The sequence below is a fragment of the Halomonas sp. IOP_31 genome, assembly GCF_021151495.1.
In the GTDB taxonomy this organism is placed as follows: domain Bacteria; phylum Pseudomonadota; class Gammaproteobacteria; order Pseudomonadales; family Halomonadaceae; genus Modicisalibacter; species Modicisalibacter zincidurans.
On the sequence record NZ_JAIRBP010000001.1, the window covers coordinates 213,436 to 228,825 of the forward strand.

Below are 15,390 nucleotides of genomic sequence, written 5' to 3' on the forward strand. Positions count from 1 at the left end.
ACAGCGGATTAGACCAAGATACTCGTAAAAAGGAAAAAAGTAATGCCAGGCATCAGAGCATCGGTAAAGGAACGTCTTTCTCAGCCAAGAATTCGAGGTACCGAACGACTGGACTTCATGTAAGCTGTCTCAAAAGTGATGGTGCTCATTTTGTTCCATGTAGTCGCCAGGCGTCATCTTTCGTCTTGGTTTTTTATCTGTAACAGACGTTTTGTTCAAAGGGAATGCCACGATGCTTCTATTTCACCGCATATTTCGCCTGCCGCGAAGGTACAAGCGCCTGATACAACTCCTGGTGGACACCAATTTACTTATAGCAAGCTTTTTCATGGCGCTGTTGTTGCGCCTGGATAGCTGGTTACTCGTTTATGAGTTACGCACCTGGCTGGTGCTACTGATTACGGTGCCGGTGAGCCTGGCCATTTTCGCGCGCCTGGGTTTTTATCGTGCGGTGATTCGCTACATGAGTCAGAAGGCCATGCAGGCGATTTTCGTCGGCGTGGTGAGCTCCGCAGTGGCGCTGGGTATTTCCGGTTATTTGCTGGGTCTGCCAACTCCCGCCTCGCTGCCCGTCATCTATGCCATGCTCGCCCTGCTGGCCATAGGCGGCGTTCGCGTCTTTATGCGTAGCCTGTACCTTCGCAGCTTGATGCGACACAAGACCCGCATCGTGATTTATGGCGCCGGCGCCGCCGGCTCCCAATTGGTCGCCTCCCTGCGCCATGGTTGCGAATACGCGCCGGTAGGCTTCATTGACGACTGGCGCGGCATGCACGCCACCTATGTTGAGGGACTTCGGGTCTACTCACCCGTCGAGTTGCCCCGGCTGATCAGGGATTACGGCGTCAAGCGCGTCCTGCTGGCCATTCCCAGCGCGCCCCGAACGCGCCGACGGGAAATCCTGAAGCGGCTGGAACCCTTGGCAATACCGGTCCAGACCGTTCCTGCAATGGATGACGTCATTGCCGGACGCGCGCGCATCAACGAGATCCGCGATGTCACGGTGGAGGATCTGCTGGGACGCGACCCGGTGCCACCGAACCAGACGCTGCTGGACGCCAACATCCGCGACAAAGTCGTACTCGTGACCGGCGCGGGCGGATCGATCGGTTCCGAGCTCTGCCGACAGGTTCTGCAGCAGCGACCGCGCCAGCTGCTCCTGCTCGAAGTCTGCGAATACTCGCTGTATCGCATAGAGAATGAACTGCTGTGTCTTGCCCAAGGCGCAGGCGTGTCAGTGTCGATCAAGGCACTGCTCGGTTCGGTACAGCAGCGCCAGCGCCTCGATGTTGTTCTACGCACCTTTGGCGTACAGACCATCTACCATGCCGCAGCCTACAAGCACGTGCCCATGGTCGAGCACAACACGGTGGAAGGCATTCGCAACAATGTCTTCGGCACCTTGGAAACCGCGCAGGCGGCGATCGATTGCGGGGTGGAAACCTTCGTCCTGGTGTCCTCAGACAAGGCGGTACGTCCCACCAACGTCATGGGCACCACCAAACGTCTGGCCGAACTGACATGCCAGGCGCTCGCCGAGCTCCAGGATGCCACGCGCTTCTGCATGGTCCGCTTCGGCAACGTGCTCGGCTCGTCCGGCTCCGTGGTGCCGCTGTTCCGTCGCCAGATCAAGGAAGGGGGGCCGATTACCGTGACCCATCCCGACATCACCCGCTATTTCATGACCATTCCCGAAGCCGCCCAACTGGTGATCCAGTCCGGCGCCATGGGTCGTGGTGGCGACGTCTTCGTCCTCGACATGGGCGAGCCGGTGAGGATCAGTGACCTAGCCGTCCACATGGTGCGCCTGTCCGGCCTCGAGGTGAAGAGCGCGGAGACCCCGGAGGGCGATATCGAAGTCGTCTATACCGGGCTGCGCCCCGGCGAAAAGCTCTATGAAGAGTTGCTGATCGGCGATGGCGTCACCGAGACCGACCATCCACGCATCATGGCCGCGCGAGAAACTTACTGGGAATGGGCCAAGCTCGAGGGCTACTTGCAGCGCCTGCATGCCGCCATCTTGAGCGGGCGACATGACCTCATCCGCAATCTGCTGCTGGAAGCGCCCGCCGCCTACCACCCCGAAGGACCAATAGCGGACCTGGTGTGGCTGGAACACGAGGCCGCCTTCTCTGCGCCCAGCCAGGTGATTCCGCTGCCAGAGCCCCGGGCAGAGCCAGAACCGGAAATCAAAGATGAATCGGTCGGGTTCTTACGACCGGTCGCATCATCGTCGAAATGGTTAGCCGGGGCACGCCAATGTCAACCCCGACCGTGAAACATTGCCTGGACTCGAGACCAATGGATATGAAATTCGGAGTGGAAGAGGTACGCCTGGGCATCATCGGCCTAGGCTATGTGGGTCTGCCCCTGGCGGTAGAGTTCGGCAAGAAGTTCCCCACCCTGGGCTTCGACAACAATACCCAGCGCCTCGATCAGCTGAACGCGGGGATCGACATGACATTGGAGGTCGAGCCGGAACTGCTCTCTCAGGCATCGCAACTAAGCTTCTCCAGCGATCTCGACCGGCTACGCGAGTGCAACGTATACATCGTCACTGTGCCGACCCCGATTGACGACCGTCATTGCCCCGATCTTACGCCACTACTCAAGGCCAGCGAGACGCTGGGCAAGGTCATTGCCAAGGGCGATGTCGTGATCTATGAATCGACGGTCTATCCCGGCGCCACCGAGGAGGACTGCATCCCGGTGATCGAGCGGATCTCCGGTCTGACCTACAACGTCGATTTCTTCGCCGGGTATAGTCCCGAGCGCATCAACCCGGGCGACAAGGAGCATCGCGTCACCTCCATCAAGAAGGTGACTTCGGGCTCGACCCCCCAGGTGGCGGCGTTCGTCGACGAACTCTATTCCCTGGTGATCGAGGCCGGCACCTTCAGGGCCAGTTCTATCCGCGTGGCGGAAGCCGCCAAGGTGATCGAGAACACCCAGCGCGACGTGAATATCGCTCTGATCAACGAATTGGCGGTGATCTTCAATCGCCTGGGTATCGATACCGAGGAAGTGCTGCAGGCCGCCGGCACCAAGTGGAACTTTCTACCCTTCCGCCCCGGCCTGGTCGGCGGCCACTGCATCGGTGTCGACCCCTACTACCTGACGCACAAGGCTCAGCAGGTCGGTTATCACCCCGAAGTCATCCTTTCGGGGCGGCGCATCAACGACGGTATGGGTGCCTATGTCGCCAGCCAGCTCGTCAAGCAGATGGTCAAGCAGCGCATCCATGTACAAGGAGCGCGAGTGCTGGTGCTGGGGCTAACCTTCAAGGAGAACTGCCCGGACCTGCGCAACACACGGGTGGTGGACATTCTCAAGGAGCTGGCCGACTACAACGTCGCGGTGGACGTCTACGACCCACGCGCCAACAAGGACGACGCAGTGCATGAGTACGGCATCCGCCCGGTGGATCAGCCACAGGACGGCGCCTACGATGCCGTGATTCTGGCCGTGGCCCACCGCGAGTTCTGCGATTTAGGCGTGCAGCGTCTACGCGCCTGGGGCAAGCCATCGCACGTACTCTACGACCTGAAGTACGCCCTGCCCCGGGGTGGGGCCGACCTGAGGCTGTGAAGCGCACGAATACGCAAAGTTGCATTCCTTATTTCAATATCCTTATTTCAATAAAAGCACCAAGAACCATGAAAATTCTAATTATCGGAAACATGGGCTACGTCGGCCCCGCGGTCGTTCGGGAACTGGCCGCACGTCACCCTTCGGCCATCCTGCATGGCTACGACACCGCGTATTTCGCGCACTGCCTGACCGGGGCGCATACGCTCCCCGAACGCTATCTCGAACGACAGTTCTTCGGCGACAGCCGCTCCATTTCGGCCAAGATGCTCGAAGGCTATACCGCGGTGGTCCAGTTGGCCGCCATTTCCAATGACCCGATGGGCAGTCGCTTTGCCACGGCCACGGCGGAGATCAACCATCACGCCAGCGTTTCCATCGCTCGGGCCGCGGCGCTGGCGGGCGTGCGCCATTTCGTCTTTGCCTCCAGTTGCAGCATCTACGGTGTCGCCCTGGGAGCGCCTCGCTGCGAGACCGATGCGGTGGCGCCCATCACGGATTACGCCAAGTCCAAGGTGCACGCCGAGGAAGCGCTCGCGACCCTCGAAGGGGACATGATCATCACCAGCCTGCGCTTCGCGACGGCCTGCGGCATGTCCGACCGCCTGCGTCTGGATCTGGTGCTCAACGATTTCGTCGCCGGCGCGCTCAGTCAAGGAGAGATCAGCGTACTCAGCGATGGCACGCCATGGCGGCCCTTGATCGACGTGACCGACATGGCCAGGGCCATCGACTGGGCACTACAACGCCAGGCCAAGAATGGCGGACGCGTATTGAGCGTCAATACGGGATCGAGCGAACGCAACCACCAAGTACGCGACCTTGCCTTCGCCGTTGCCGACGCCGTGCCGGGAACGACCGTGGAGATCAATACCGACGCTCCCGTGGATAGTCGCTCCTACCGGGTGGATTTCGGCCTGTTCGCCAGGCTGGCACCCCAACACCAACCGCAAATGACGCTCTCCCAATCGATCGACGGCCTGATCAAGGGGCTCAAGCGTATGAACTTCACCGATACCCGGTTCCGGGCATCGCCATTCATGCGTCTACATGCCCTGCAGCGGCATATCGACGAGGGCCGCCTGACGGAAGATCTTCACTGGCGGAACACTCAGGCGAACCATCGATACGACAGGGACCTCGTCCTCTCGCCCATTCCGGGTGTCTGTCGTCCATTCCTAGTTCAAGGGGAACGATCATGAAGGTGGTAATCTTCGCGGGTGGTTTCGGGACGCGATTGAGCGAGGAAACGGCGATTCGCCCCAAGCCGATGGTGGAGGTCGGCGGTCGGCCGATCCTCTGGCATATCATGAAGATCTACGCTCACCACGGCTTCAACGACTTCGTCGTCCTGGGCGGCTACAAGGTCGACTACATTCGTGACTACTTTCTCAACTATCGCGGCCGCCAGACCGATTACACCATCGACCTGAAGACCGGCAACATCGAGTGGCTGCAGAGCGTGGGCGAGGATTGGAGGGTCACCGTCCTCGATACCGGTAGCGATACCATGACCGGCGGCAGGCTCAAGAAGGCCATGCCTCTATTGAAGAACGCGCCCTTCTGCCTGACTTATGGCGACGGGGTAAGCGACGTGGACATCACGGCGTTGGTCGAGGTCCATCGCGCGTCGAATTGCTGGTGCACGCTCACCGCCGTCACCCAACCCGGGCGTTACGGTGCGCTGCGCCTGAAGGAAAAATCGACTCACGTCGCAGGCTTCCGCGAGAAAGGCGTAACGGATGGCGGTTTGATCAACGGGGGGTTCTTCGTCTGCGAGCCGGAGGTCTTCGAGCTGATCGACGGCAGCCAGACCACGTGGGAGAACGAGCCTATGGAGCGAATGGTCGAGCTCGACAAGTTGGGATACTTCCATCACAACGGCTACTGGCAAAGCATGGATTCGCTGCGCGACAGGATGGTTCTGGAAGCGGCCTGGACGGAAGGCGCTCCCTGGAAGCTCTGGAAGGATTGAAGCCGATCGCTTTTCCCATTGGAGATGTCTGAATTGATCATCGTCGATACCGCCCTCGCCAAGCGTCAGGCCGAGGGCAATCCGATCCGCGTGGGCATGATCGGCGCCGGTTTCCAGGCAAGTGGAATCGCTCTACAGATCGTCACTGCAACCCCGGGCATGCGCCTTTGCGCCATCGCCAACCGCAACGTCGAGGCCGCGGCCGACGTCTATGCCCAGACTGGGCTAGAGCCGGTCGGCTGCGATACGCAAGGCGAGCTGGAGGCCGCGATCGCCGCAGGCCAACCGGCCGCCACCCAGGACGCCATCGCCCTCGCCCGCGCCGAGGGGCTGGATGCGATCATCGAGGCGACCGGCTCGATCGAGTTCGCCGCGCATGCCGTTCTGGCCGCCCTGGAGGGCAGCAAGCACGTCATCCAGATGAATGCCGAGCTCGATGGCACCATCGGCCCTATCCTCAAGGCGAAAGCCGATGCGGCGGGAGTCATCTACACCTTTTCCGATGGCGACCAGCCCGGCGTGCAGATGAACCTTCAGCGATTCGCGTCCGGCCTGGGCGTGAAACCGGTACTCTGCGGCAACATCAAAGGGTTGCACGATCCCTACCGCACCCCGGCCACCCAGGAGGCCTTCGCCAAGCGCTGGGGACAGAAGCCCGCCATGGTGGCATCCTTCGCGGATGGCACGAAGATTTCCTTCGAACAGGCCATCGTCGCCAACGCCACCGGAATGCAGGTGGCCCGTCGCGGCATGCTCGGTCCCGATTTCTCCGGCGGCGATCCCGGCGCCCCACCAGTCCCCGTCGAGCAGACGGTAGCGGCCTTCGAACCCTACCTGGACCCGACGGGGCCAGGACTGGTCGACTACGTCGTGGGTGCGCGCCCCGGCCCCGGCGTCTTCGTCCTCGGCGTTCTCGAGCACCCCCGGCAACGGCACTACCTGGAGCTCTACAAGATGGGCAAGGGGCCCTATTACTGCTTCTATACCCCTTACCATCTCTGCCATTTCGAGGTACCCACGTCCGTCGCTCGCGCCGTGCTGTTCGACGATCCCGTACTCACCCCGCAAGGGGGGCCACGGGTCGGCGTGGTCGCCATGGCCAAGAAGGCGTTATCCGCCGGCGAGACGATCGATGACCTTGGCGGCTTCGAGGTCTACGGCGTCGCCGAGAACATGGATGCCGTGCGCCGGGAAAACCTGCTGCCGATCGGATTGGCCCTCGGCTGCCGGCTGACTCGACCGGTGGAAAAGGACGTCCCGCTCACGTTCGACGACGTAAGCATACCGGACGGACGTCTGGTCGATCGGCTATATGCCGAGCAGGAAGGGATGTTCGCGTGAAACCGCAGACATCGAACGATATCTTTCGGAGAGAAGATGATCTTTCACCCAACGAGCCTGAATGATGCCTGGCTGATCGAACTCGAGCCGCACGGCGACGAACGCGGCTTCTTCGCCAGGACCATGTGCCGGGATGAATTCGCCAGGCACGGTCTGATCGGCGAATTCGTGCAGCAGAACACCTCGTTCTCCGCCCAGCGAGGAACCCTTCGGGGCCTGCATTATCAATTGCAACCCTACGCCGAAGCCAAGCTGGTGCGCTGCCTGCGCGGAGCGATCGTCGACGTCATCGTCGACTTGCGAGAAGATTCTTCCACCTACCTGCACCATCAGATGTTCGAACTCACCAGCAACAATCGTCACCAGCTGTATGTGCCGCCCGGCTTCGCCCATGCCTTCCAGACGCTGAACGACGAGGTAGAGGTCAGCTACCTGGTCAGTGCATCCTACCATCCCCAGGCCGAACGGGGCTTGAGATACAGTGACGAGCGTCTGGGCATCGCATGGCCCCTTCCCGCCACCGTCCTCTCCGACAAGGATGCGAACTGGCCCTTGATTGCCGAACATACGGCAGCGCTCTATTGAAGGCGTTCCAGCGCCACACGACGACACTACGGGTGAAACACTCTCTCAGGGTATCATCACCGAAGTTTTCCAAGTTCAGAGAAGCTTGATGAGAGTTCCACCTCCGCCAAAGTATCGGAGGCGGCTTCTGAAACGATAGCTTTTTTGGCGACGCAGTGAGGCTTTTCCAGCAATAGGATCGAGGCTCCCAGTGCCTCGATGGGAGCCTCGACGGGCTCAGTAGCGGGAAAGAAAAAGATACTCTCCATGATTCCCTTAATCACGATGCCGGCCTTTCGAAAAAGCCCCCTACGCAAAAGTCTAAGCACCGTAAATAAAAATTTGCAAACATGAATCAGTGCGCGATATTTACCAAAATATTTGCGGGTAATAAATACTCTATTCCTTACAAAATACTGGTAATATTTAATTCGTAAAGGGTCATTCTCTGTAATAATATTGAGTGGCCCACTTTCATGACGTAAATGCAACACCTTACTCGCCCCAACGAGGAAACCGGGTTTGTCCTGCGTAATCCTTAAGGTATATTCCGTATCCTCGCCCCAAATAAACATCGAGGTAATGGGCAAGCCATGATCCGCCAAGGTCGAGCGAGGCACTAGAATCGAGACGAAAGTGGTGTGCTGTACCGGCACCATGCCATATTCGACCATTTCCGGCCAATTCGGACAGCCTATACTATTAGTTTTTAAATTCAAAGCGGGAGGATCGGTGACAGAGCCACTTTCTGTGAGAGCCATGGAGAGCAAAAATGTTCGATCGGCATCCATGCGGCTCAGCCGCTCATCAGCCGCCAGCAAATGCTGCAATGCATCTGACTTTGGGATAACATCATCATCCATCATCCAGACAAAATCGGCACCATTCTGATACGCGAGGCGAAAGCCGGCATTGAACCCGCCCGAAGCGCCAATATTACGCGACAGCACATAAACCTTGAGATTGGGGTAATTGGCTTCCAGCAATTGCTGCTGAGTGCCATCGTGACTGGCATTATCAACCACAATGACACCGCCACAGGGCCGCGTTTGTGAATAGATGGCATCCAGACAGCGCTTCAGCAATTCCTTGCGATTGTAAGTCAGGATTACAGCGTAGACTTGGTGCATAAGTTCCCCTTAGCCAAATCATGGATTGGCGAATGATTACTTGGCGTTTCTCGTTGTTTGATTTTTATTTATAGAGTTAGCTAAAATAGGTGCTGAAATTTTTCGGTCATGAAAATATAAAAGATCGAAGCTCAACTTTGCTGTCAGCCTCAACCAAGCCACAATTATAATAAGCATCTGGCTGCCGACCTTCGAAGACTCGATCAAATAATTCCTCGGCCTGATTCACGGAAAACATGCCATGTTGCACACCAGGCCATGACTTAGATTCCTTGCGATCAATAACATTGTATTTATCAGGCAATATTCGTATCGGAGCCCTTGTATTTCCGTTTGCGGCTAATGAGCATATACGGTGCTGACCACGACCTACCAAAATAGAATATTCTTGATCTCTAATCAATAGAGACCCGGTGATATCCCCATCTCGGTTATCGTTTCTAATATAGCCTTGTTCTGCCATCGGCTTAACTAGTTTGATAAGTCGATTGAACTCGAGTTCGCCTCTGGAACGCGAAATAGGTCCGAAGAAAATGCAGTCATTTTTATTAAATTTAGTTGCTCCATGTTCTTTACCATCACTGCGCATAAATTTTATTATATGATTTCTTTGCGACTTGGACAAGACCCCAAGCCAAGGTGCTAAAGCATATAAAGGGGAGTCAGCGAACATGTCATCGCACTCTCCAACTAACCCCATATATTGCGCACTACTCCTAGGATTAAAACGCGCATAATATCCTCTTAATTTCGACTCGCTATAACTTCTTGCATCGCCAGAAAGATAGTCGCATAGAGTAGTAATAAATGGATGGTTAGAGTCGTTTGAACATGAAAAAGCCATCAAGTCTAGTCCACGACAACGATCCAGCGGTATATCTACCAGCACAGGCTGATAATTCGCTCTACTCAACGCTTCGAAAGGCGAGTCCAGCAGCCCACGGAGATCCAGAGGAGGCATTTGCTGCCTCTTCTCATAGCCAGCGTTACGCAGCTTATTACTAATGTACTGCTTGACAGTAAGTGGCAATAGCTGTCTAGCCAATTTTTTAACATGCAAAACCTCACCCCCTAGATTATTTATGCTAACCAGGCAGCATAGAAGCCCCGCTCTAAGATTATTTTCAAAAAACCTTGAGAACCACCCCAGACGTCCTAGCTTGACAGCTGGGCAGAGCGCCGGTGGAAATTCAACAGCCCGTCCAGGTCGCCTTGGCTATCGCTGAGCCCTTCAAAGTATTCGATGCTTTTCTTCAAACCCTCCTCCAGCGATACGGAAGGCTGCCAAGTCAGTTTCTCTTTGGCCAACGCGATATCCGGACAGCGTTGCCGGGGATCGTCTGGTGGCAGTGGCTTGAATACCAGCTTACTGCTGCTGTTGGTCAGCCTAATCACCTTTTCCGCCAGCTCCAGCATGGTAAATTCGCCGCAATTCCCTAAGTTGATGGGGCCGGTAATTCCTTGCTCCGTATTCATCAAACGCACGATACCTTCGATTAGATCGTCGACATAGCAGAAACTGCGGGTCTGACTACCGTCACCGTAGATGGTGATGTCGCGTCCTTGCAGCGCCTGGACAATGAAATTGCTGACCACGCGTCCATCACTGGGATGCATGCGTGGGCCATACGTATTAAAAATGCGTGCAACCTTGATGTCGACAGCGTGCTGGCGATGATAATCGAAGAACAGGGTTTCCGCGCAGCGCTTGCCCTCGTCATAACAGCTTCGTATCCCAATCGGGTTCACCTTGCCCCAGTATGATTCGGGTTGTGGATGCACCTGCGGATCGCCGTAGACCTCGCTGGTCGAGGCCTGAAAGATTCTTGCTTTGGTGCGCTTGGCGAGTCCCAGCATATTGATCGCGCCATGCACACTGGTCTTGGTGGTCTGAACAGGGTCGAGCTGGTAGTGCACCGGGCTGGCCGGGCACGCCAGGTTATAGATCTGATCTACTTCGACATACAAAGAGAACGTGATATCATGGCGCAAAAGTTCGAAATAAGGATTGTGCAACAAGTGCGAGATGTTTTCTTTCCTTCCGGTAAAGAAGTTATCGACACAAAGCACATCGTCACCATTATCTAACAAACGCTCGCATAAGTGTGAACCAAGAAATCCCGCACCACCTGTAACTAAAATCCTTCTCTTCATGTGCTCATATCCTTATAAAGCTTTTGTTTACAATTGCCAACCACATAAAGTCACCCGCTAGTTGACAATCTATTTTCAAGGGTACGCAAAAAGCGCAAATATAAATGTTTTGGCGACAGCGCTATTGACCTAGCAGCATTATTTATAGAAAGGAGTACTCTCCCGCTCTTAAGATCATTAGCCGCAAGACGAGCATAATGCCTAGCTCTCAAATTTCTCCATAATTTCTCCTTGTTCTCTTCGAAGCTCTGTACTTCAAACACATGAAACTTCAGCACACATAGCGAATTCATCCTTTGCTTACTAAAATCACTACTAATATTTTCATCACCAAGCAAATATTCCCCGAGAATTTTGTCTATGAAGGAAAAGTTCGCTCCTGCATTTGCCAATTTCATCCAAAAATCGTAATCCTCAACCACACGAAATTCCGAAGACTCATCGAACCTGAGCCCCTTATTAATTATAAAGCTTCGCTTAATTGACATCGAAGATGTGGGACACCTGTTTCCATTTACCAAGAGCTCTTTATAAAAGTCAGGTGTGACCCCTCGAGCAATCTTCAGAGGACGCCTCCCTTTTTTCCTATTAACTATTCCATGGTAAACAGCGTCTAGCTCAGGGCACCTATCAGTAAGTTTTGCCACTTCTTCCAATTTTTCCGGATACCAAAAATCATCAGAATCAAGCAGGCAAACCCATTCACCAGAGGCTTCCTCTATCCCCCTATTCCTTGGGGTCGCAGGTCCCCCTGAATTTTGCATCCAATAATATTTTAACCGCCTGTCTTTTGTGCCCTTAACAAGTTCTTCTGTATCGTCCGTTGAGCCATCGTCGACGACAATAACTTCTAGGTCGGAAAAGGTTTGATTCAGTACCGAGTTTATTGCACGCTGGAGAGCCTCTGAACGATTAAATGTAGGGATAACCACAGAGAATTTAGGCATTTTCTATGTCCTTTTTAGGAAAAATAAAAGCGAGCATTAATTATGCGTCGGCTAGTCCTTGAGTCAGAGATTCGCTTACCAAGTTAAATAATTTTAGTCACTTTTTTTAGTAGCCAGATACGCTATCCACGGAGGTGGTAAGGCACCTTTTCTTCCTCAGCGAGTCAGCATTTTTTAAAAAAATATCTAGCGCACGATCCAGATAATAGGGAGTCGTTCCCGATACATGCGGCGTCACCAGCACATCGCTACGTCGCCAGAGCGGGGATTCCGCCGGCAAGGGCTGCATCTCGAAGACGTCGAGTGCGGCGCCGCGCAGCAGCCCCCCGTCCAACGCCCGAAGCACCGCATCGGCACTCACTACACCGCCGCGAGACATGTCGATCAGCACCGCACCGGGCTTGAGGGCAGTGAGGAGTTCATCGTCGACGAAACCACGCGTGTTTGCGGTCAGCGGCAGACAGACCACAAGATAATCCGCATCCGCCAACAGCTCCCGGGTTCGTTCCGGTGCGACCACTCGCGTGATGCCTTGCATCGGACGAGGATGGCGTAACGTTCCGACGACACTCATGTCGAAGGCACGCGCCCGCGCGGCAACGGCCTGGCCGACATGCCCAAGACCCAACACGGCGACCCGTCTGCCCGTCAACTCATCCAGCCAGACGCGCTCCCATCTGGCCTCCCGTCCCTGCTCCTGGAAACGACCGAACTGCTTGGCGAAGTGCAGCATCGCGCCGATGGCGTATTCACTCATCGGCACGCTGTTCACGCCGCTGCTCTTGCTGAGCAAGAGGCCGGGCTTGTCGAGCCCCATGTCCCAGATTTTTTCCACGCCCGCGGAAAGAAAATGGATCCAGCGATATCCTGCCAACTGGTTCAGCAACTGAGGCAACCAGGGCAGTGTCGGGGTAATCACCACGTCGAAGTAGGTGCCGGGCGGGATGTCGTCGGGAGAGCTGGCGAACATTATCTGAAGGCCTGGAAGTGCTGCGGCGAGCCTGTCGCTGACCTGCTGCCTTTGTTGCTCGAGTATTTCCGGCTTCTGCAGGAACAGTAATGTATGGATCTCGAAGGTATCCGTCATGCCTGGGTCCACTTCCCTCTGGCGATGGCGAAGACCTGTTTTTCCAGACGTTGCCGATTCGATTCCAGTAGGTGTGCGTCTCCGGCACGCAGCGCATTTTCGGTCAAACGCAGGCGATGCAGTTCATCACGCAGGTCCAGCTTTTCGACCAGCGCCTCGACACAGTCGGCCCCGCCATGAAAGGCGCGCGAGAGAATCACCCAGCTCGACCCCAGCCGAACATGCTCGCTCAGGACCCATTCGGCAGGCAATTCACCCTGGCCGATGCGCGCGACACCGCCGAAGCCGAAGGGAATGCCGCGCTCGCGCAGCAACGCCACTGCCAACTCCAACAGGCGTGCGGCCAAGGGCTCGAACAGGTAATTCAATCCCATGGCCAGGGAAAGGTCGTTCAAGCCGAAATGCACCTCGTCCCGTGATCCCAGGCCATCCATGTAGGTCGATAACCGAGTGAGCGCCTCGGGCGTCTCGGCCAGTAACGTCACGGGGACCCGCCCCCCGACCAGACCGAGGAAGCGCTCGACCTCCTCGGGCCGGCGAAACATGGGCAGCATCAAGCGCCGGGCCCCATGCTCAATCGCACCGTCGACCTCCTCCGCCGTCCCGGCATGCAGCGGGTTGAGCCGAACCATCAGTTCCGCGTCGGACAGCACACCGGCAACGGCGGCAACATCCTCGAAGGTATGCGAAGCCATATGGGCTGACAGGTGCTTCTGGCGCTCCGCCTTGCCCAGGCTCTCCATATCGACAAAGATGCGGTGCACGCCGCAGGCCTCGGCATAGCGCGCGACGGACGGATTCGCAGTAATCAGCATCCATTTGAGTTCATCCATCACCGGCGGGTCTCCTTGTAATCTTGCCCATTGTTTTCCGCCCGGAGGGCGTCACGGTAGGCACGCCAGTTCTGCCCCGCCTCGCCGTAGACACCGCTTCCGCCGAATACCACGACGACCGTCCTAGCGATAATGCCGATGTCGTAGAGCAGCCCATGGCGACGCACATACTCGGCATCCGCTTCCAACTGCTGCAGCCAGCCCAGGCTACGACGGCCACGCACCTGGGCAAGACCGGTCAGGCCCGGAAGCACATCGAACCGGCTCATGAATCGCTCGGGGACGACCTCCAGTTGCTCCGGCACGATCGGTCGGGGCCCGACGATGCTCATGTCGCCGCGCAGGATGTTCCAGAGCTGGGGGAGCTCATCGAGGCTCATGCCACGCAGGAAGCGGCCCGGGCGGGTTATGCGAGGGTCGCTCTTGCTGGTGATGACCTGCTCGGCATGCTGATCGATGGCTTCGGCCGTGCGGTCGATCATTGTGCGGAACTTCAAGATCCGAAAAGGCCGACGATCACGCCCGATACGTGGCTGGGTAAACAGGACCGGCCCCTTGCTGTCCAGACGCACCCAAAGAGCGATCAGCAGCAGGATGGGTGCCGTCAGCAGCAGCGCGAGCGCGCTGACGAGGCAATCCAACGAACGCTTCGCTTTATCTTTCATACCCCAGTGCCTCCATGATGACGCGGTTGACCTTGCGCACGTCGTACTTCTGCTCGACCATCCTGCGTGACGCCTCGGCCATGTCGTTTATCAATGCGGGTCGATCCAGAAAGCGCTGCATGACTTCGGCCAGAGAGGCCGCATCGCGTGGAGGAACGAGAAAGCCGTTGACACCATCCACCACCGTCTCGCGACAGCCCGGGGCATCGCTGGTGACGATGGCTCGGCCAATACTCATCGCCTCCAGCACCGAGCGGGGCGTCCCCTCGCGATAGGACGGCAGCACGAAGACCGAACACTTGGCGAGCCAGGGGCGTACATCCGCGACATTGCCGATGAGCTCGACAACACCATCCTGCTTCCACTGCTCGATCACGGCGGCCCTTAGCGCATGGGGCAAGGAAGGATCGTGAGGTCCTACAGCGACGAAGCGCGCCGCGGGGTAGCGCACCTGGAGCGCAGTCGCCGCTTCAACGAACTCGGCCACTCCCTTTTCAGTCAGAAGTCGACCGATGAACAGAAAGATCGGCGCCCCTTCCGGCAGGGGTTGGCGGGCGAAACGTTCGATATCCACTCCCGAGCCGTTGATGCGTACGATCTTCCCGCGGTCGCGCACGATGCCGAGCTCGGAAAAATCGCGCTCGTCATCGGGGTTCTGGAAGAACACGCGATCGCTGCAATGAATCCCCAGCCGATAGAGCCGCGTGAGTATGGAGCGAATGGCATGCGTGCGTGCCGAATGTGTAGTGAAGACATGCCCAAGCCCGGTAACCATCGAATAAACGCGCGGCACCCGAGCGATCCTTGCCGCCACCGAACCATAAATGACCGGCTTCACGGTGTAGCCAAAAACGACCTTGGGACGAAGTTGGCGCATCAGGCGAACCAGCGAGAACGTCGTACGCAGGTCGCTCAGCGGATTGATACCGGTACGCCCCATTTCGAACGGGTAAACGTCAATACCCAGTTTCTCGACCTCTGGCAGGTAATCGCGGGTAGGCACGGCCGCCGCCACCGTCAGCCCTCTACCCAGCATGTCTCGTATCAGGTCGCCCCGGTTGGCGATCAAGGAGCGCGCGTTACCAGCAACGAACAAGATGTCCATC

At 56.9% G+C, this 15,390-nt stretch carries 14 protein-coding genes; 6 read left to right on the top strand and 8 right to left on the bottom strand.

Annotated features, from left to right (window positions below):
- Window positions 1-232: 232 nt before the first annotated feature.
- Genes K7I12_RS01165 through rfbC form a run of 6 tightly spaced genes read left to right on the top strand, consistent with a single transcriptional unit; the run spans window position 233 to window position 7,489 of the window.
- Window positions 233-2,278 carry a polysaccharide biosynthesis protein gene (locus K7I12_RS01165; protein ID WP_231662714.1) on the top strand — a complete coding sequence of 682 codons (2,046 nt, stop codon included), beginning with the start codon at window positions 233-235 and terminating at the stop codon, window positions 2,276-2,278.
- Between the two features lie 23 nt (window positions 2,279-2,301).
- Window positions 2,302-3,588: a Vi polysaccharide biosynthesis UDP-N-acetylglucosamine C-6 dehydrogenase TviB gene (gene tviB / locus K7I12_RS01170; protein ID WP_442908009.1), complete on the top strand. Its 1,287-nt coding sequence runs from the start codon at window positions 2,302-2,304 to the stop codon at window positions 3,586-3,588.
- Window positions 3,585-4,790 (top strand): NAD-dependent epimerase/dehydratase family protein, encoded by a 1,206-nt coding sequence (locus tag K7I12_RS01175; protein ID WP_231662717.1) that lies wholly within the window; start codon window positions 3,585-3,587, stop codon window positions 4,788-4,790. Before tviB ends, K7I12_RS01175 begins: the two co-directional genes overlap by 4 nt.
- Window positions 4,787-5,563, top strand: coding sequence for a glucose-1-phosphate cytidylyltransferase (gene rfbF, locus K7I12_RS01180; RefSeq protein WP_231662719.1), 777 nt, complete (start codon window positions 4,787-4,789; stop codon window positions 5,561-5,563). Before K7I12_RS01175 ends, rfbF begins: the two co-directional genes overlap by 4 nt.
- Window positions 5,564-5,587: 24 nt before the next feature.
- Window positions 5,588-6,904, top strand: coding sequence for an NAD(P)H-dependent oxidoreductase (locus tag K7I12_RS01185; RefSeq protein ID WP_231662720.1), 1,317 nt, complete (start codon window positions 5,588-5,590; stop codon window positions 6,902-6,904).
- A gap of 36 nt (window positions 6,905-6,940) precedes the next feature.
- A complete protein-coding gene (rfbC, locus tag K7I12_RS01190; protein WP_231662721.1) occupies window positions 6,941-7,489 on the top strand; it encodes a dTDP-4-dehydrorhamnose 3,5-epimerase in 549 nt (182 codons plus the stop codon).
- 56 nt (window positions 7,490-7,545) lie between these two features.
- On the opposite strand, the gene K7I12_RS01195 is transcribed toward rfbC, so the two are convergent.
- From K7I12_RS01195 to K7I12_RS01230, 8 genes are all read right to left on the bottom strand, one after another.
- Complete coding sequence (locus K7I12_RS01195) at window positions 7,546-8,598, bottom strand: glycosyltransferase family 2 protein (protein WP_231662722.1); 1,053 nt, start codon at window positions 8,596-8,598, stop codon at window positions 7,546-7,548.
- Between the two features lie 106 nt (window positions 8,599-8,704).
- Entirely contained in the window at window positions 8,705-9,559 is an 855-nt protein-coding gene (locus tag K7I12_RS01200; protein WP_231662723.1) for a hypothetical protein, read from the bottom strand.
- Between the two features lie 194 nt (window positions 9,560-9,753).
- Window positions 9,754-10,752: a UDP-glucuronic acid decarboxylase family protein gene (locus K7I12_RS01205; protein ID WP_231662724.1), complete on the bottom strand. Its 999-nt coding sequence runs from the start codon at window positions 10,750-10,752 to the stop codon at window positions 9,754-9,756.
- A gap of 50 nt (window positions 10,753-10,802) precedes the next feature.
- Window positions 10,803-11,699: a glycosyltransferase gene (locus K7I12_RS01210; protein WP_231662726.1), complete on the bottom strand. Its 897-nt coding sequence runs from the start codon at window positions 11,697-11,699 to the stop codon at window positions 10,803-10,805.
- Between the two features lie 106 nt (window positions 11,700-11,805).
- Window positions 11,806-12,786 carry a D-2-hydroxyacid dehydrogenase gene (locus K7I12_RS01215; RefSeq protein ID WP_231662727.1) on the bottom strand — a complete coding sequence of 327 codons (981 nt, stop codon included), beginning with the start codon at window positions 12,784-12,786 and terminating at the stop codon, window positions 11,806-11,808.
- Window positions 12,783-13,619 carry an aldolase/citrate lyase family protein gene (locus tag K7I12_RS01220; RefSeq protein ID WP_231662729.1) on the bottom strand — a complete coding sequence of 279 codons (837 nt, stop codon included), beginning with the start codon at window positions 13,617-13,619 and terminating at the stop codon, window positions 12,783-12,785. The genes K7I12_RS01215 and K7I12_RS01220 overlap by 4 nt, the downstream gene beginning before the upstream one ends.
- Window positions 13,619-14,284 (bottom strand): sugar transferase, encoded by a 666-nt coding sequence (locus K7I12_RS01225; protein WP_231662730.1) that lies wholly within the window; start codon window positions 14,282-14,284, stop codon window positions 13,619-13,621. Before K7I12_RS01225 ends, K7I12_RS01220 begins: the two co-directional genes overlap by 1 nt.
- A complete protein-coding gene (locus tag K7I12_RS01230; protein WP_231662731.1) occupies window positions 14,274-15,389 on the bottom strand; it encodes a glycosyltransferase family 4 protein in 1,116 nt (371 codons plus the stop codon). Before K7I12_RS01230 ends, K7I12_RS01225 begins: the two co-directional genes overlap by 11 nt.
- Window position 15,390: the final 1 nt, after the last annotated feature.